Source organism: Pseudomonas azerbaijanorientalis, from assembly GCF_019139795.1.
GTDB lineage: Bacteria > Pseudomonadota > Gammaproteobacteria > Pseudomonadales > Pseudomonadaceae > Aquipseudomonas > Aquipseudomonas laurylsulfatiphila.
This window is the reverse complement of sequence record NZ_CP077078.1, coordinates 4,996,492-5,013,722: the sequence shown is the minus strand read 5'-3', so window position 1 is coordinate 5,013,722 and position 17,231 is coordinate 4,996,492. Positions and strand designations below refer to the sequence as shown.

Genomic DNA, 17,231 nt, shown 5'->3' with positions numbered 1-17,231 from the left:
TTGCGATATGCGCATGGCCCCTTTTGGATGATTGTCATCGACTTTTCCGTTGTTTTAATCGGCCTTTTCCTACGCAAGGGTTGATTAATCGTCGCCATGCCCGCAGTAATTCTTTCCTGAAAGGGATTTCCCCTGCTTACCGAGGCCAGATTCATGAGCGTTATCGATCTTCGCAGCGACACCGTCACCCAACCTTGCGCCGGCATGCTGGACGCGATGGCCAAAGCCGCCACCGGCGACGACGTGTATGGCGAAGATCCGACGGTCAATCGTCTGGAGGCCGAACTGGCCAGGCGCCTGGGGTTTGCCGCGGCGCTGTTCGTGCCCACCGGGACCATGAGCAATCTGTTGGGGTTGATGGCCCATTGCGAGCGCGGTGACGAGTACATCGTCGGCCAGCAGGCCCACACTTATAAGTACGAAGGTGGCGGCGCAGCGGTGCTCGGCTCGATCCAGCCGCAGCCGCTGGAGGTGCAGGCCGATGGTTCGCTGGACCTGGCACAGGTCGCGGCGGCGATCAAACCGGACGACTTCCACTTCGCCCGCACCCGCTTGCTGGCGCTGGAAAACACCATGCAGGGCAAGGTCCTGCCGCTGGAATACCTGGCCCGGGCACGCAGTTTTACCCGCGAGCAGGGTTTGCAGCTGCACCTGGACGGCGCACGTTTGTACAACGCAGCAGTGAAGCTGGGTGTGGATGCCCGGGAAATCACCCGGTATTTCGATTCGGTCTCGGTGTGCCTGTCCAAAGGGCTGGGTGCACCGGTCGGTTCGGTGCTGTGCGGCTCGGTCGAGCTGATCGGCAAGGCTCGGCGCCTACGCAAGATGGTCGGTGGCGGCATGCGTCAGGCCGGTATTCTGGCGGCGGCCGGCCTGTATGCGCTGGATCACAACGTTCAGCGCCTGGCCGATGACCATGCCAACGCGCAGTTGCTGGCCGAAGGCCTTCGTGCGGCGGGCTTTGAGGTCGAGCCGGTGCAGACCAATATGGTATATGTGCAAATGGGCGACCAGGCCGAGGCGCTCAAGGCCTTTGCCGCCGAGCGCGGGATCAGGCTCAGTGCGGCCGCGCGTCTGCGCATGGTCACGCACATGGACGTCAGCCTTGGGCAAATCGAGCAAGTCGTCGCGACATTCGTCGACTTTTCGCGCAAGTGATAGCGTTAGCGCTCCAATTGACCGTTTCTATCGTATAAACACGCTGTACCCCGCGCGCAGGGCCGATATAATGCGGCCCTTTGCCGTCGCTTCGTCTGTTGACGTTTCGAACAGGCCTTTGGCCGCAGCCTCCGTGGAAGAACCTAATGAAAAGCGCAGAAATCCGTGAAGCCTTCCTTCGCTTCTTCGAAGAGCAAGGCCACACCCGTGTAGCCTCCAGCTCTTTGATTCCGGGCAACGACCCAACCCTGCTGTTCACCAACGCGGGGATGAACCAGTTCAAGGACTGCTTCCTGGGCCAGGAAAAACGCGCGTACACCCGCGCGGTCAGCAGCCAGAAATGCGTGCGCGCCGGCGGCAAGCACAACGACCTGGAAAACGTCGGTTATACCGCTCGTCACCACACCTTCTTCGAAATGCTGGGTAACTTCAGCTTTGGCGATTATTTCAAGCGTGATGCCATCAGCTACGCCTGGAACTTCCTGACTTCCGACAAGTGGCTGAACCTGCCGAAGGAAAAGCTCTGGGTCACCGTCTACGCCAGCGATGACGAGGCGTACGACATCTGGACCAAGGAAATCGGCGTTCCTGCCGAGCGCATGGTGCGCATCGGCGACAACAAGGGCGCGCCGTACGCTTCCGACAACTTCTGGACCATGGGCGATACCGGCCCGTGCGGTCCTTGCACCGAGATTTTCTACGATCACGGCGCCGACATCTGGGGCGGCCCTCCGGGCTCGCCGGAAGAAGACGGCGACCGTTACATCGAAATCTGGAACAACGTGTTCATGCAGTTCAACCGCACCGCCGATGGCGTGTTGCATCCGCTGCCTGCGCCGTCGGTGGACACCGGCATGGGCCTGGAACGGATCAGTGCCGTGCTGCAGCACGTTCACTCGAACTATGAAATCGACCTGTTCCAGAGCCTGCTGAGCGCTTCGGCCAAGGCCATCGGCTGCACCAACGACGCCCAGGCATCGCTGAAAGTCGTGGCTGACCACATCCGTTCCTGCGGTTTCCTGATCGCCGACGGTGTGCTGCCGTCCAACGAAGGCCGCGGCTATGTACTGCGCCGGATCATCCGTCGCGCCTGCCGTCACGGCAACAAACTGGGCGCCAAGGGCAGCTTCTTCTACCAGATCGTCGCGGCCCTGGTCGCCGAGATGGGCGAGGCCTTCCCTGAGCTGAAATCCCAGCAGGCGCACATCGAGCGCGTGCTGAAAGCCGAAGAAGAGCAATTCGCCAAGACCCTGGAGCAGGGCCTGAAGATCCTCGAGCAGGATCTGGCTGAACTCAAAGGCGACGTGGTGCCGGGCGACGTGGTGTTCAAACTCTACGACACCTACGGTTTCCCGATGGACCTGACCGGCGACATCGCTCGCGAGCGCAGCCTGACCATCGACGAAGAAGGTTTCGAGCGTGAAATGGAAGCCCAGCGCGTCCGTGCCCGTTCCGCCAGTTCCTTCGGCATGGACTACAACAGCCTGGTCAAGGTCGATGTGGACACCGAGTTCACCGGTTACACCGCTCACAGCGGTTCCGCCAAAATCGTTGCTCTCTATAAAGACGGGCAATCGGTTGACGTACTGAGCGAAGGCGAAGAGGGTGTGATCGTCCTCGATCAGACACCGTTCTATGCGGAGTCCGGTGGCCAGATCGGTGATTGCGGTTTCCTGCAGGCCGGTGCTGCGCGTTTCGACGTGCGCGACACCACCAAGACCGGTGGTGCGTTCCTGCACCACGGCGTGCTGGACTCGGGCAGCCTGATCGTAGGTACTCCGGTGGAGACTCATGTCGACGCCGAAGTGCGTCACGCGACTTCGCTGAACCACTCGGCGACTCACTTGCTGCACGCCGCATTGCGCCAGGTACTGGGCGACCACGTCCAGCAGAAAGGTTCGTTGGTCGACAGTCAGCGCCTGCGCTTTGACTTCAGCCACTTTGAAGCGATCAAGCCTGAGCAACTGAAAGCGCTGGAAGAGATCGTCAACGCCGAGATTCGCAAGAATTCCGAGGTTGAAACCGAAGAAACCGATATCGAAACCGCCAAGCAGAAAGGCGCCATGGCGCTGTTCGGCGAGAAGTACGGCGATAGCGTGCGCGTACTGAGCATGGGCGATTTCTCCGTCGAGCTGTGCGGCGGTATCCACGCCAACCGTACCGGCGACATCGGCCTGCTGAAAATCATCAGCGAAGGCGGTGTGGCATCGGGTGTGCGTCGTATTGAAGCCGTCACAGGTGCTGCGGCACTGGCCTACTTGAACGCGGCGGAAGAACAACTCAAGGAAGCGGCGAGCCTGGTCAAGGGCAGCCGCGATAACCTGATCGACAAGCTGTCGGCTGTGCTGGAGCGCAACCGTCTGCTGGAGAAGCAACTCGAGCAGTTGCAAGCCAAGGCTGCCAGTGCCGCGGGCGACGATCTGTCGGCCCAGGCGCAGGACGTCAAGGGTGTGAAAGTGCTGGCCGTGCGTCTGGACGGTCAGGATGGCAAGGCGCTGCTGGCGCTGGTCGATCAACTGAAAAACAAACTCGGCCGCGCAGTGATCCTGCTCGGCAGTGTCCATGAGGAAAAGGTCGTTCTGGTTGCAGGCGTAACCAAAGACCTGACTGGCCAACTCAAAGCCGGTGATTTGATGAAGCAAGCCGCTGCGGCAGTGGGCGGGAAGGGCGGTGGTCGTCCAGACATGGCGCAAGGCGGCGGTACCGACGCTGGCGCACTGGATGCAGCACTGGCGCTGACCGTTCCGTTTGTTGAGCAGGGTCTATAAGGCAGTGTTTGCGGCTCGCAGTCTAGTGGCGGGCCGCAACGCTGTTTGAGTGATTATTTGGGCGCCCTTCATGGGCAGAGGCGGCTTTGAAATGGCTTTGATCGTACAGAAATTTGGAGGCACCTCGGTCGGCACTGTCGAGAGAATCGAGCAGGTCGCCGACAAGGTTAAGAAATTCCGCGATGCCGGCGATGACCTGGTGGTTGTGCTGTCTGCAATGAGCGGCGAAACCAACCGTCTGATCGATCTGGCCAAGCAAATCAGTGGCGACGGCCAACCGGTTCCGCGCGAGCTGGACGTGATCGTTTCCACCGGTGAGCAGGTGACGATTGCCCTGTTGGCCATGGCGCTGATCAAGCGCGGCGTGCCGGCGGTGTCGTACACCGGCAACCAGGTGCGGATTCTGACGGATAGCGCGCACAATAAAGCGCGTATCTTGCAGATTGATGACCAGAAGATTCGCGGTGACCTGAAGGCAGGTCGTGTGGTGGTTGTCGCCGGTTTCCAGGGCGTCGACGAGCACGGCAACATCACCACCCTCGGTCGTGGCGGTTCCGACACCACCGGCGTGGCGCTGGCGGCGGCCCTGAAGGCTGACGAATGCCAGATCTACACCGACGTCGACGGCGTCTACACCACCGACCCGCGTGTAGTGTCCGTGGCCCAGCGCCTGGACAAAATCACCTTCGAAGAGATGCTGGAAATGGCCAGCCTCGGTTCCAAGGTGTTGCAGATCCGCGCGGTCGAGTTCGCCGGCAAGTACAACGTTCCGCTGCGCGTACTGCACAGCTTCAAGGAGGGTCCGGGCACCCTCATTACTATTGATGAAGAGGAAACCATGGAACAGCCGATCATTTCCGGTATCGCTTTCAACCGCGATGAAGCCAAGCTGACCATCCGTGGCGTGCCAGACATCCCGGGCGTTGCCTTCAAGATTCTCGGCCCGATAAGTGCCGCGAACATCGAAGTCGACATGATCGTGCAGAACGTCGCGCACGATAACACCACCGACTTCACCTTCACCGTGCACCGTAACGACTACCAGGCGGCGCAAGCCGTGCTGGAAAAAACCGCTGGCGAGCTGGGTGCCCGTGAAGTCGTGGGCGACACCAAGATCGCCAAGGTCTCGATCGTCGGCGTCGGCATGCGTTCTCACGCAGGCGTGGCCAGCCGCATGTTCGAATCCCTGGCCAAGGAAAGCATCAACATCCAGATGATCTCGACCTCGGAAATCAAAGTCTCCGTAGTGATCGAAGAGAAGTACCTGGAGCTGGCTGTGCGCGCTCTGCACACGGCTTTCGAACTGGACGCACCGGCCCGCCAGGGCGAGTGATGCGTTTGCCAAAAGGCGCGGTCTGACCGCGCCTTTTGTTTTTTTGAATGGCGTGACCCCCGAGCCTGTTCTTTTGCTCGCGCTAGTCAATACTCAGGCATGTAGGGCTGCGACCGCTCCGGTTGTGGGTCGAGTGCCTTTTTTTTGCAGACTGTTGTCCCTGAAATGAAATGCGTGAGGAGAAAGGTATGCTGATTCTGACTCGTCGGTGTGCAGAAAGCCTGATTATCGGTGATGGCGAAATCACCGTGACCGTACTCGGCGTCAAAGGAAATCAAGTGCGCATCGGTGTTAATGCCCCCAAAGAGGTAGCTGTTCACCGGGAAGAAATTTACCTGCGTATCAAGAAAGAGAAGGACGAAGAACCAAGCCATTAATTTTTATCGTTTTTTATGTTTGCAAACGGGGAAGAAGCTGGTTAATATACGCCCCGTGTTGCGGAGAGCTGGCCGAGTGGCCGAAGGCGCTCCCCTGCTAAGGGAGTACACCTCAAAAGGGTGTCGGGGGTTCGAATCCCCCGTTCTCCGCCATTATTTGCTTAGTACGTTGTAATCTGGCTTTTTCGGTAAGTTGTTGAAATTACTAGAAAAAGTGTTTGACATAGAGATTAGACGGCCTATAATGCGCGGCAACAAATGCACTCGTAGCTCAGCTGGATAGAGTACTCGGCTACGAACCGAGCGGTCACAGGTTCGAATCCTGTCGAGTGCACCATTTAAGAGTCATCTGCAGTAATGTGAATGACTTGGCTTCAACCAGTTGTGATCTGGTCTAAAAACACAAATTGCACTCGTAGCTCAGCTGGATAGAGTACTCGGCTACGAACCGAGCGGTCACAGGTTCGAATCCTGTCGAGTGCACCATACAACAGAAAGCCCGCATTTAATGCGGGCTTTTTGCCGTCCGGGATTTGGCTTTTCCTTTCGTGCATCCCTTCTCATCGAACTCTACGTTTGCGCTACGACCTCGCAGGGTGTCGTAGCGGTAGCTCGTGGCTGAATTGCGAATACTGATCCTGTCCGGCTTGCCGAGGGCGCTTTCGACGTCTTGTTGGGTCATGCCGGCGATCACTCGTTGATGGATGATTGCCTCCCGGCGCTCCCGGGCACTGATCAGGTTTCCGCACTTGTCCTGCGCCTGACCGACCACGGTCGGCTCTTTCCTTTGGATTTTCATTCCTGATGTTTCACGGGGCTCGGCTGGCGGCATAAGCGCCATCGTGCTGCCGGGTGTAAACGTACGGATATCCTGAAGCGAAACGCTTTCTCCTGCGGCACAACTCAGTGTGGTGAAGGTGATGCGCCCGTTGGCCGCCTCGCAGCGGTGAACGCTGGTGGCGAGCGCCAAGGGCAGGGGGCTGAGCAGGCTGAGCAGTAAGAAGAATTGCGAAGATGATGGCATCAGGCGTCCTCCATGACGTTCCTTTTCAAGGGTAGCGGCTACAATTTTCGAAGCGGCGTGTGTTTTCTTTTCAGAATACGTCGTCGCACTTTCACTGGTCAGGACGATGCTCAGGTTTGTTGTGCAAGCGCTTGTTTCAGCCAAGATTTTTTAACGTTTAAAACCGTCAGGCGGTGTATCATTGCGCCCGTCAGCCCCGCCGGGGCTTGTGGAATACCTCCATGGACTTACCCAGTAGTTACTCAGTACCCCGTTTCACCAATCATGAATTGACTGATTGATCCTTCCGGCGTGCCCCGCTGCTGGGAGTGGAGTTCGCCTATGTCCGAAGTTGAAGTAAAGAAAACGCAGGAAAGCTTGCAGGATCGCCTGGCTCAGGTGGTTGAGTTGCTGCAGCGCCAGCGAGTGGTTGAAGACCTGACTCACCGTCAGGAAGGCCCGCATCATGACCGGGTCGAGAACCTGGTCCACCGGCAGAACCTCGTCGAGTTGCAACGCAAGCTCGATGACCTGCACTCCGCCGACGTCGCCTACATCCTTGAAGCCTTGCCGCTGGACGATCGTCTTACGCTCTGGCAATTGGTCAAGGCCGATCGCGACGGCGACATCCTGCTTGAAGTATCCGATTCGGTCCGTGAATCGCTGATCGCCGACATGGACGATCACGAGCTCCTGGCAGCCGCCAAGGACATGGATGCCGACGAACTCGCTGACCTGGCCTCCGAGCTGCCGCGAGACGTCGTCCATGAGCTCATGGAGACCCTCGACCAGCAACAACGCGAACGCGTGCGTTCGGCACTGTCCTACGACGAGGAGCAGGTCGGTGCGCTGATGGACTTCGAGATGGTGACTATCCGCGAGGATGTCAGCCTTGAAGTAGTCCTGCGTTATCTGCGTCGTCTGAAAGAGCTGCCGGGCCACACCGACAAGCTGTTCGTGGTCGATTACGACGGCGTCCTCAAGGGCGTGTTGCCGATCAAGCGTTTGCTGGTCAACGATCCGGACAAACAGGTTTCGGAGGTGATGGCCAGCGATCCGGTGAGTTTTCACCCGGACGAAGACGCCTACGATGCCGCCCAGGCGTTCGAGCGTTACGACTTGATCTCCGCGCCCGTGGTCGACAAGAACGGCAAGCTGATCGGTCGTCTGACCATCGATGAAATGGTCGACCTGATCCGTGAAGAGAGCGAAAGCGAAGTTCTCAACATGGCGGGTCTGCGTGAAGAGGAAGACATTTTTGCGTCGGTCTGGAAATCCCTGCGTAACCGCTGGGCCTGGCTGGCGATCAACCTGATTACCGCGTTCGTGGCTTCCCGGGTCATCGGTTTGTTCGAGGGGTCGATCGAGAAGCTCGTGGCGCTGGCGGCGTTGATGCCGATCGTGGCGGGCATCGGTGGTAACTCGGGCAACCAGACCATCACCATGATTGTTCGGGCCATGGCGCTGGACCAGGTGAGCACCGGCAATACCTCGCGCCTGATGCGCAAGGAGTTGGCAGTCGCCTTGATCAACGGTGTGATATGGGGCGGGGTGATCGGTGTGGTCGCCTATCTGCTGTATGGCAGCTGGTCGCTCGGGGTGGTGATGACCGCCGCGATGACGCTCAACCTGTTGCTGGCGGCATTGATGGGGGTCTTGATTCCGATGACCTTGGCGAAGATGGGCCGCGATCCAGCGATGGGTGCCAGTGTGATGATTACGGCCATGACCGACAGCGGAGGCTTTTTCATCTTCCTCGGGTTGGCGACAATTTTCCTGCTCTGATGCCCAGCTCACTGAAAACCCGCCTTCTGGCGGGTTTTTTGTGCCCGGGTTTCAGGCAAAAAGGTTCTTCACGCATTCCCGGGAAACTGTAGGAGCCAGCCTGCTGGCGATGGACTTAAGTGCGCCGCGTTTATCCGTTTCACCCGCGTTATCGTTAACGACCATCGCTGGCAAGCCAGCTCCCACCGGGGGCCATGCCCACGCTGAAACTGTAGGAGCCAGCCTGCTGGCGATGGACTCCAGTGCGCCGCGTTTATCCAGTTCACCCACGTTAATGTTAACGACCATCGCCAGCACAAGGGGTCGTGCTCATGCTCAAGCCAGTGAAATAACCAAAAAAAAAGCCAGCGATCAGGCTGGCTTGAGCTTTCTGGCTGAATCAGGACGCGTCGGCGGCCATTTCAGCGTCATGAGCGATCAGTGACACCAGGGCGTTCTGCTGTCGATGGGAGAGTTGGCGGAAGCGCTGCAACAGCTCCCGTTCGTGCAAGGAAAGCTCCGGGCTGTCCAGGCGCATGCTCAACTCTTCTCCCAGTGCGCCTTCCTGAATGAGACTCTGCTCAAGGCGCGCAATGATTTCGGAGTTCATGCTGCGATGATGATTGCGAGCCACCTCGGCAATGCGTTCACGCATTCCGTCTGGCAGACGTACGACGAACTTGTCAGCCGTACGGCTGGAATAAATTGCCTGTTTCAATGGGCGCATATATTTAACCGGTTAGTTCAGGGGAGCGGTTTTCGGGATTGGCCGCAGGATGTCTGATAGGACAAGCTCTCTGACCAAATGTTCAACCTGAATTGATAGAGGCGCGCATCATGCCTCAAACCAGCCAGATCCTTGGCGTCAATTCTGTGACAAATATTGAACTGGATAAAGGCGTTCTGCCAGCACCAATTATCAGAAATGCGCACTGGTTTGAAAAGTTTGACCGGGCCGTTTCGCTTTGCGTTTTCTCCGACCGACGAAAGGTCTCTGACGGGAGGATAAAGCGGACTCGATCCCTGTTCCCTACCCTTACAGAATAGTGGCAAATGGCCGATTTACTAGGAGAGGTCGTATTGAGGGGCTGAATTCAGGATGGATGGCAGGGCCTTGCGCTGAATCTGCCAAGCCAGGGTCAACGCAATACCGGATCAAACTTGATCTTGCGTCCGACAATCAATGCGAGCACGAACAGAGCGGTGAATACACCACAGGCGATCAGGGGGAGGGTGACGACCATGTCCTGGGTCAATGACAGATGAAAAATGCCGCTCAACAAGGCGAGGATTAAGAAACTCGCGGCTGATCTGGACATGCGGTGCTCCTGGTGGGGGATTCAAAATACCAAACGTTCAGCAGGCGGGTTCGGCGCCGTGATGTTTTCCTGGCTGACAAAGCCGTGCTGGTCGCTTATCGCTGCCAGTTGCGGAGCCTTCTGCAACTGAAGGTAATGCGGCATGCGTTGGGCAACCTGCGTAGCGCTGCTCTCGGGAAAAAAATGAAATCCCGATAAAACTGCCAGTGCGATTGCATTCAAGAGTAAAAGGGCGCAATTCATGGCGCGGACCTCGGTTGTTCTGTGAGAACAGCAGAAGCAGCTCGCATGCCAGAGTTTATCGACAATTAAATTCTTTAAAAACAATGAATTAAGTTATTTTTGGTAAAGCTCCATATTGCATTTTGCAATGATAGCTTTTTGCAGTGATGCAATTTGCACGGTAAACAAGTCCGCGCCCGGCCGAGGCGTCTGCCTACACTTAAAAAGCCCACGGACGACATGACAAAAGCTAGCCCGGCCGTTAACATGCACGCCGTCCATCGCACCGCGTTTCTTCGCGGCCGACTTGTGTCTCAGTAGCTCAATTGGATAGAGCATCCCCCTCCTAAGGGGAAGGTTGGCAGTTCGAACCTGCCCTGGGACACCATATTCTGCAGCTCCCCGCCTGTTTCAACGCTTCCTTTTCACGACTTGTAGATAAAATTCGACAGATTCAGGTGCCCTGGATTTATCGAAGCCATCAACCCTGTCTTCGCGACTTTCCGTCCTCCTCTCCCACGTAGTCTGAATCTCCCATTCCGTCTGGGAGTTTCCGCCGATGTGCGGCCTGCAGTGCTTGTTCATAGTTGGACCTATAGATCAGAAAATGGTCCAAGGTCGACCTTCGATGACTGGACCCCCGCTCAGGAGAAAGTCATGGCTATGCGCAAGAAAACCTCATCGCCAACGAATGACCTGGCCAGTAACGCCGGTGACCATCCTTCACCCGTCAACCACGACTGGACTTTTACCTACATACCGACCGTCACCACCAACCTTAAAGACTACGCACCGGGCAGCACTGCCATCATTACAGCCAGCGGTTTCGCTGCCGGCAGTACTGTGACGCTCGAAGTGGAGCACGCCGTCGGTGCTGGCGCGGATGGCGTGTGGGGCACGTCCGACGATGTGCTCGACACCAACACCGGCGCGGGTCATGAGCCCTGGTCCGTGACCGACGGCGGTGCCGGCGATCTCGACGGCCAGGTAAACGGCAGCGTCACCACCTCCTGGTACGTGAATCCCGACGACTCGGCAGGCGCGACGTTTCTGCTCACCGCGGCCTCTGCAGGCGTCGATGGAGTCGTCGGCACCGGTGACGACGCGGTGGCGACAACTTCGTTTACGGACAGCGTTTTGGGCGTTGTGGCGACTGGCGAGGACGTGACACTGGATGAAACGGCCGGGTTGCAGAACGCCACTGCCACGCCAACCCCTGCGGGGGACGCTGACGACAACGACATTCTGGTGGCGTCCCTGCCTTCGACCTTCACTACCCGTTTAGCCGCACTGGGGGCAGGTACTGCCACGGGCGCGGCCTTGAGTGGCTATACCGGTGCCACGGGCAACACGGGCAGCAATGCATTCACCATCACCGCTGACCCCGGAGCAACCATTACCGATATCAGCTTCGTCGGCAGTTCCGGTGCACCGCTCAATGGCGTGGACAGCGGACTGGATACCCTCGATGGCACCAGCATCCTTCTCTATACGGATACGAACAACAACATCGTCGTGGGCCGCGCCGGAAGCGCAACCGGCGCGATCGTGTTCGCTGCCTACATTGAAGAAACCGGATCGCCGGTCACGGGCGGCAAGATCTGGACTGTGGAGTACCAGCCACTCAAACATCCCGTCATGACGAATGCCGATGATTCGCTCAATCTGACGGATAAGGTTTTCATCGGGGCCAGCCAGGATCTGGAATTCAGCCTGGCCAATGCGCCCTCCGGTCAGAACCTCTTTCTGATGTTCACCAAGGCGAACCCGAACGTTGTCGATGTCGGTGGTGTGTTGCGGATCACCGATCCCACCATCATCGCCACCGGCAAGAATCCGGCAGACCAGTCAAGCGGTTTCAATATAACGACTGGCGACACGATCAATACCAGCCAGGCGGGGGGGCCGACCACCTTCGGCACCAACAATCAGATGATTGTGGAGCAAGAGGGCATCCGCTTTTCGTTCGTCACGGGTGCCAGGCAGAGTGTGACCATTCCCAACCTGGACCAGAACGAAGCCGATCTTGAAGCCAACGTCGACTTTACCGATGTCTTCAATGCGAAGTCGGCCAGTTTCGACATTGTGCAGTTGCAAAGCGGCAAGAGTGCCGTGGTAAGGGTCAGCGCATTCAGCACCGCTGCTGAATCCGGCACGAATTTCATCAATGGATATGTGGGTGATACGTCGATTGCCATCACCAATGTTCGCGTCTTCAACAGTACCGGGCAGGTGATCGAGAATTCAAACGGCTCGGTGAATGATCCGGCCATCTCCATCAGCTTTGCAGCAGGGGTTGCAACAATCACCGGCGTTAAAGCCGGCTACCAGATTGAATACACCACGACGTCGGACCACAACCGCGTGCTCGTCGAGAACGGGGCGGCCGTCAATGCCAAGGGCAATGAGCACGCCGATTTTGATATCGGTGCTTTCACGCTGGTCCAGGCCTCTATTTCGAAAGCCGAAATCGGTTCCAAGATCATCTTCGACGACGATGGACCGAGCATCAGCACTACTGGTACGGAACCGACGCTAACAGTGGACGAGACGCTACTGGCGACTGACGCCACCCAGAGCTTCGCCGCCAACTTCAACTCGGCGTTTGGCGCTGATGGTGCCGGCACCCTGACCTATGCGCTGGGCGTGGTGGCGGGGGCTTCCGGGCTGACGGACACCGCTTCGGGCCAGGCGGTGAACCTGTCACTCAACGGCACCGTAGTGGAAGGCCGCACGGCCACGGGCAACCTACTGGTGTTCACCGTCAGTGTCGCCGCCAATGGCAGCGTCACGCTCGACCAACTGCGCGCCGTGGTGCATTCCGACCCAAGCAATCCCGATGATTCGACGAGCCTGACCTCGGACAGCCTGGTGACGCTGACCGCGACCAAGACCGACGGGGATGGCGACAGTGCCCAGGCGACCCTCAATATCGGGCAGAACCTGGTGTTCAAGGACGACGGACCTAGCATCAGCACCACCGGCACGGAGCCAACGCTGACAGTGGACGAGACGCTGCTGGCGACCGACGCCACCCAGAGCTTCGCCGCCAACTTCAACTCGGCGTTTGGCGCCGATGGGGCGGGCACCCTGACCTATGCGCTGGGCGTGGTGGCCGGAGCCTCCGGGCTGACGGACACGGCCTCGGGCGAGGCGGTCAACCTGTCACTCAACGGCACCGTAGTGGAAGGTCGCACGGCCACGGGCAACCTGCTGGTGTTCACCGTCAGTATCGCCGCCAATGGCAGCGTCACGCTCGACCAGCTCCGCGCCGTGGTACATCCCGACCCAACCAATCCCGATGATTCAACGAGCCTGACCTCGGACAGCCTGGTAACGCTGACTGCGACCAAGACCGACGGGGATGGCGATAGCGCCCAGGCGACCCTCAACATCGGGCAGAACCTGGTGTTCAAGGACGACGGGCCGAGCATCAGCACCACCGGCGCGGAGCCAACGCTGACAGTGGACGAGACGGTGCTGGCGACCGACGCCACCCAGAGCTATGCCGCCAACTTCAACTCGGCGTTTGGCGCCGATGGTGCCGGCACCCTGACCTATGCGTTGGGCGTGGTGGCGGGAGCCTCCGGGTTGACGGACACCGCTTCGGGCCAGGTGGTGAACCTGTCGCTTAATGGCACTGTGGTCGAAGGGCGTACGGCCCTCAGCAACCAACTGGTGTTCACCGTCAGTGTCGCCGCCAATGGCAGCGTCACGCTCGACCAACTGCGCGCCGTGGTGCATTCCGACCCAAGCAATCCGGATGATTCGACGAGCCTGACTTCGGACAGCCTGGTGACGCTGACCGCGACCAAGACCGACGGGGATGGCGACAGTGCCCAGGCGACCCTCAACATCGGGCAGAACCTGGTATTCAAGGACGATGGACCGAGCATCAGCACCACTGGTGTGGAGCCAACGCTGACAGTGGACGAGACGCTACTGGCGACCGACGCCACTCAGAGCTATGCCGCCAACTTCAACTCGGCGTTTGGCGCCGATGGTGCGGGTACGCTGACTTATGCACTGGGCGTGGTGGCGGGGGCTTCCGGGCTGACGGACACCGCTTCGGGCCAGGCGGTGAACCTGTCGCTCAATGGCACTGTGGTCGAAGGGCGTACGGCCCTCAGCAATCTGCTGGTGTTCACGGTCAGTGTCGCCGCCGATGGCAGCGTCACGCTCGACCAGCTGCGCGCCGTGGTGCATCCCGACCCAACCAATCCGGATGATTCAACGAGCCTGATCTCGGACAACCTGGTAACGCTGACCGCGACCAAGACCGACGGGGATGGCGACAGCGCCCAGGCGACCTTCAACATCGGGCAGAACCTGGTGTTCAAGGACGACGGACCCAGCATCAGCACCACCGGCGCGGAGCCAACACTGAGAGTGGACGAGACGCTACTGACGACCGACGCCACCCAGAGCTTCGCCGCCAACTTCAACTCGGCGTTTGGCGCCGATGGGGCGGGCACCCTGACCTATGCGCTGGGCGTGGTGGCCGGAGCCTCCGGGCTGACGGACACGGCCTCGGGCGAGGCGGTCAACCTGTCACTCAACGGCACCGTAGTGGAAGGCCGCACGGCCACGGGCAACCAGTTGGTGTTCACCGTCAGTGTCGCCGCCGATGGCAGCGTCACGCTTGACCAACTGCGCGCCGTGGTGCATTCCGACCCAAGCAATCCGGATGATTCGACGAGCCTGACCTCGGACAACCTGGTGACGCTGACCGCGACCAAGACCGACGGGGATGGCGACAGCGCCCAGGCGACCCTCAACATCGGGCAGAACCTGGTGTTCAAGGACGACGGGCCCAGCATCAGCACCACCGGCACGGAGCCGACGCTGATAGTGGACGAGACGCTACTGGGGACCGACGCGACCCAGAGCTATGCCGCCAACTTCAACTCGGCGTTTGGCGCCGATGGTGCCGGGACGCTGACTTATGCACTGGGCGTGGTGGCGGGAGCCTCCGGGTTGACGGACACCGCTTCGGGCCAGGCGGTGAACCTGTCGCTCAATGGCACTGTAATCGAAGGGCGTACGGCCCTCAGCAACCAGTTGGTGTTCACCGTCAGTGTCGCCGCCGATGGCAGCGTCACGCTCGACCAGCTCCGCGCCGTGGTACATCCCGATCCAACCAATCCCGATGATTCGACGAGCCTGACCTCGGACAACCTGGTGACGCTGACCGCGACCAAGACCGACGGGGATGGTGATAGCGCCCAGGCGACCCTCAACATCGGGCAGAACCTGGTGTTCAAGGACGACGGACCGAGCATCAGCACCACCGGCGCGGAGCCAACGCTGACGTTGGACGAGACGCTACTGGGGACCGACGCCACCCAGAGCTATGCCGCCAACTTCAACTCGGCGTTTGGCGCCGATGGTGCCGGGACGCTGACTTATGCGCTGGGCGTGGTGACGGGAGCCTCCGGGCTGACGGACACGGCCTCGGGCCAGACGGTGAACCTGTCGCTCAATGGCACTGTGGTCGAAGGCCGCACGGCCACGAGCAACCTGCTGGTGTTCACCGTCAGTGTCGCCGCCAACGGCAGCGTCACGCTTGACCAGCTCCGCGCCGTGGTGCATTCCGATCCAAACAATCCGGATGACTCGAGGACGCTGACCTCGGACAACCTGGTGACGCTGACGGCGATCAAGACCGACGGGGACGGCGACAGCGCCCAGGCGACGCTGAACATCGGGCAGAACCTGGTGTTCAAGGACGACGGGCCGGCACTCAGTTTCGGCAATCTGATCGGGACCGGTAGCGTCCTGGCGCAATCCGGGTTCTGGAATATGGCGACTGGAGCCGACGGGCTGGGTGCGGCCGGTCTGGATATCTCGTTGGTCAATAACCAGTTCACCCTCGTCAGGCCAGACAACACGACCACGACCGGGACCGGCACGCTCACCGAGCTGGCGCAGTCACCGGATGTCAATGGCGCGTACCAGTTCGCGGGTACCTTGACCGGTGATTTCGACAACAACGTTGCAACGGCCAATACCACCGTCGACTACACGTTGACCGCCTATGCCGATGGTCGCTATGCACTGGATCTGGTGCAGGGCTTCAGTTCGACGATCGTGCTCAGCAGTGCCGACGGCTCGCTCGATGCCGGCGGCCCGGACTCGGTGCGCACATTGTTGATTCCTGAGACGAGTAACCCGGCTATTCCTTCGACATCCGAGGAGATCGTGTTCTTTTCCGCGAAGGCGCTTGCGTCGACCGCGGACATCCTGACCGGCATCGGGCTCGGAGCACCCGACCCTACCGAAGCCACGCTACAGACCAACCCCCTGCCGTCGTACATAGACCCGGCGGCGATGAACGTCAGCACGTCCGGCATCGGCGTCGGCAACAACGTTTTCCAGGGAGATAACCTGGCGGCAATCAGCGCCGCCGATGAAAGTTTCGTCATCAATCCAGAGAGCCTGCTGGCGGGAATGAAGGTCTTTATCGACAACTCCGTGGCGGGCTACAACACGGCGACCGAGGACCTGTACTACAGGATCTACTACGCCGATGGCACGAACTCGAGCCTCGTCGAGGTGAACACCCTGACGCCGGAGGCTGGCGGGCAGGTGTCCTTCCTCGTCCAGATGGAGGGTACGACACTGATCGACGCTGTCCAGCTGACGATGGGGCGGGGCGATGTCAAGATCCCGGTGATCCAGTTCATTCAGCAGAGCGAGAGTCTGGCCAGCGATGTCCAGCTGGCGTTCAGCGCGACGCTGACGGACAAGGATGGGGACTCGGCGACGAGTACGTTTGCCGCCAACCTGTTCGCCAACGACCCGGCCAACGCTACCTTTGACTTCTCGCTGGTTGGCACCATCGGTCAGCAGGATGCGTTCAACATCGACCTGTCAGTCAATGAGAACCTGTACCAGGTCAGCGGCTTCGATGTGGGCTCGGGCGTGCAAGACAAACTGGTACTCAACGGTGACCCGAACGCTGTTGTTCAATCGATCAACAACACCGGCGCAGACAGCGTCGTGACGGTTGCCGAGACGGGCGGACAAACAACGACCATCACCTTGGTCGGGGTCGATGTTCAGAGTACCGACATCTTTTTTGGCAGCGCCTGAGGCTTTGCGCGCATGAACGGATGCGAGGGTGGCGCAGGAAACCACCCTCGCATTCTTTTTGCTGTTCTGATGCGAAATCCCCATGATCCCATGCGCTGCGAACTGCCGGGCAGCACAAGGCTTGAAGAGCGCGGAGGGTCGGTGCAGGTGGGCAAGGCAGGATTTACCGAGATCGACATCAGTCTTGCGGGG

At 59.4% G+C, this 17,231-nt stretch carries 10 protein-coding genes and 4 tRNA genes; 10 read left to right on the top strand and 4 right to left on the bottom strand.

Going from position 1 to position 17,231, the window contains the following annotated elements:
* Positions 1–153: 153 nt before the first annotated feature.
* From ltaE to KSS91_RS22360, 7 genes are all read left to right on the top strand, one after another.
* Positions 154–1,158, top strand: coding sequence for a low-specificity L-threonine aldolase (gene ltaE / locus KSS91_RS22390; protein ID WP_217836149.1), 1,005 nt, complete (start codon positions 154–156; stop codon positions 1,156–1,158).
* A 146-nt stretch (positions 1,159–1,304) separates the two neighbouring features.
* Positions 1,305–3,926 (top strand): alanine--tRNA ligase, encoded by a 2,622-nt coding sequence (gene alaS, locus KSS91_RS22385; RefSeq protein WP_095963655.1) that lies wholly within the window; start codon positions 1,305–1,307, stop codon positions 3,924–3,926.
* 91 nt (positions 3,927–4,017) lie between these two features.
* Positions 4,018–5,259 carry an aspartate kinase gene (locus KSS91_RS22380; RefSeq protein ID WP_007971040.1) on the top strand — a complete coding sequence of 414 codons (1,242 nt, stop codon included), beginning with the start codon at positions 4,018–4,020 and terminating at the stop codon, positions 5,257–5,259.
* Between the two features lie 188 nt (positions 5,260–5,447).
* Positions 5,448–5,636: a carbon storage regulator CsrA gene (csrA, locus tag KSS91_RS22375; protein ID WP_002554426.1), complete on the top strand. Its 189-nt coding sequence runs from the start codon at positions 5,448–5,450 to the stop codon at positions 5,634–5,636.
* Between the two features lie 62 nt (positions 5,637–5,698).
* A tRNA-Ser gene (locus tag KSS91_RS22370) sits at positions 5,699–5,789 on the top strand.
* A 107-nt stretch (positions 5,790–5,896) separates the two neighbouring features.
* Positions 5,897–5,973 (top strand) — tRNA-Arg (locus KSS91_RS22365).
* Between the two features lie 72 nt (positions 5,974–6,045).
* A tRNA-Arg gene (locus KSS91_RS22360) sits at positions 6,046–6,122 on the top strand.
* A 19-nt stretch (positions 6,123–6,141) separates the two neighbouring features.
* Here KSS91_RS22360 and KSS91_RS22355 read toward each other — a convergent pair.
* Positions 6,142–6,660 carry a cell envelope protein SmpA gene (locus KSS91_RS22355; protein WP_217838462.1) on the bottom strand — a complete coding sequence of 173 codons (519 nt, stop codon included), beginning with the start codon at positions 6,658–6,660 and terminating at the stop codon, positions 6,142–6,144.
* A 321-nt stretch (positions 6,661–6,981) separates the two neighbouring features.
* Here KSS91_RS22355 and mgtE point away from each other — a divergent pair, with 321 nt between their 5' ends.
* Complete coding sequence (gene mgtE / locus KSS91_RS22350) at positions 6,982–8,424, top strand: magnesium transporter (protein WP_007971042.1); 1,443 nt, start codon at positions 6,982–6,984, stop codon at positions 8,422–8,424.
* A gap of 379 nt (positions 8,425–8,803) precedes the next feature.
* Here the strand turns inward: mgtE and KSS91_RS22345 are convergent, their stop codons facing one another.
* From KSS91_RS22345 to KSS91_RS22335, 3 genes are all read right to left on the bottom strand, one after another.
* A complete protein-coding gene (locus tag KSS91_RS22345) occupies positions 8,804–9,130 on the bottom strand; it encodes an Arc family DNA-binding protein (protein WP_003178899.1) in 327 nt (108 codons plus the stop codon).
* A gap of 412 nt (positions 9,131–9,542) precedes the next feature.
* Positions 9,543–9,722: a PA3371 family protein gene (locus KSS91_RS22340; RefSeq protein WP_217836148.1), complete on the bottom strand. Its 180-nt coding sequence runs from the start codon at positions 9,720–9,722 to the stop codon at positions 9,543–9,545.
* 21 nt (positions 9,723–9,743) lie between these two features.
* A complete protein-coding gene (locus KSS91_RS22335) occupies positions 9,744–9,965 on the bottom strand; it encodes a hypothetical protein (protein WP_126047121.1) in 222 nt (73 codons plus the stop codon).
* Between the two features lie 290 nt (positions 9,966–10,255).
* Between KSS91_RS22335 and KSS91_RS22330 the strand changes: the two genes are divergently transcribed.
* Positions 10,256–10,332 (top strand) — tRNA-Arg (locus KSS91_RS22330).
* A gap of 269 nt (positions 10,333–10,601) precedes the next feature.
* On the top strand, positions 10,602–17,039 hold the full coding sequence (locus KSS91_RS22325; RefSeq protein WP_225923711.1) for a DUF5801 repeats-in-toxin domain-containing protein: 6,438 nt from the start codon (positions 10,602–10,604) through the stop codon (positions 17,037–17,039).
* Positions 17,040–17,231: the final 192 nt, after the last annotated feature.

Excerpts from the sequence above, each read along its gene's own strand:
- ltaE (WP_217836149.1), top strand. The coding sequence starts at position 154 with ATGAGCGTTATCGATCTTCGCAGCGACACCGTCACCCAACCTTGCGCC.
- alaS (WP_095963655.1), top strand. The coding sequence starts at position 1,305 with ATGAAAAGCGCAGAAATCCGTGAAGCCTTCCTTCGCTTCTTCGAAGAG.
- KSS91_RS22380 (WP_007971040.1), top strand. The coding sequence starts at position 4,018 with ATGGCTTTGATCGTACAGAAATTTGGAGGCACCTCGGTCGGCACTGTC.
- csrA (WP_002554426.1), top strand. The coding sequence starts at position 5,448 with ATGCTGATTCTGACTCGTCGGTGTGCAGAAAGCCTGATTATCGGTGAT.
- KSS91_RS22355 (WP_217838462.1), bottom strand. The coding sequence starts at position 6,660 with ATGCCATCATCTTCGCAATTCTTCTTACTGCTCAGCCTGCTCAGCCCC.
- mgtE (WP_007971042.1), top strand. The coding sequence starts at position 6,982 with ATGTCCGAAGTTGAAGTAAAGAAAACGCAGGAAAGCTTGCAGGATCGC.
- KSS91_RS22345 (WP_003178899.1), bottom strand. The coding sequence starts at position 9,130 with ATGCGCCCATTGAAACAGGCAATTTATTCCAGCCGTACGGCTGACAAG.
- KSS91_RS22340 (WP_217836148.1), bottom strand. The coding sequence starts at position 9,722 with ATGTCCAGATCAGCCGCGAGTTTCTTAATCCTCGCCTTGTTGAGCGGC.
- KSS91_RS22335 (WP_126047121.1), bottom strand. The coding sequence starts at position 9,965 with ATGAATTGCGCCCTTTTACTCTTGAATGCAATCGCACTGGCAGTTTTA.
- KSS91_RS22325 (WP_225923711.1), top strand. The coding sequence starts at position 10,602 with ATGGCTATGCGCAAGAAAACCTCATCGCCAACGAATGACCTGGCCAGT.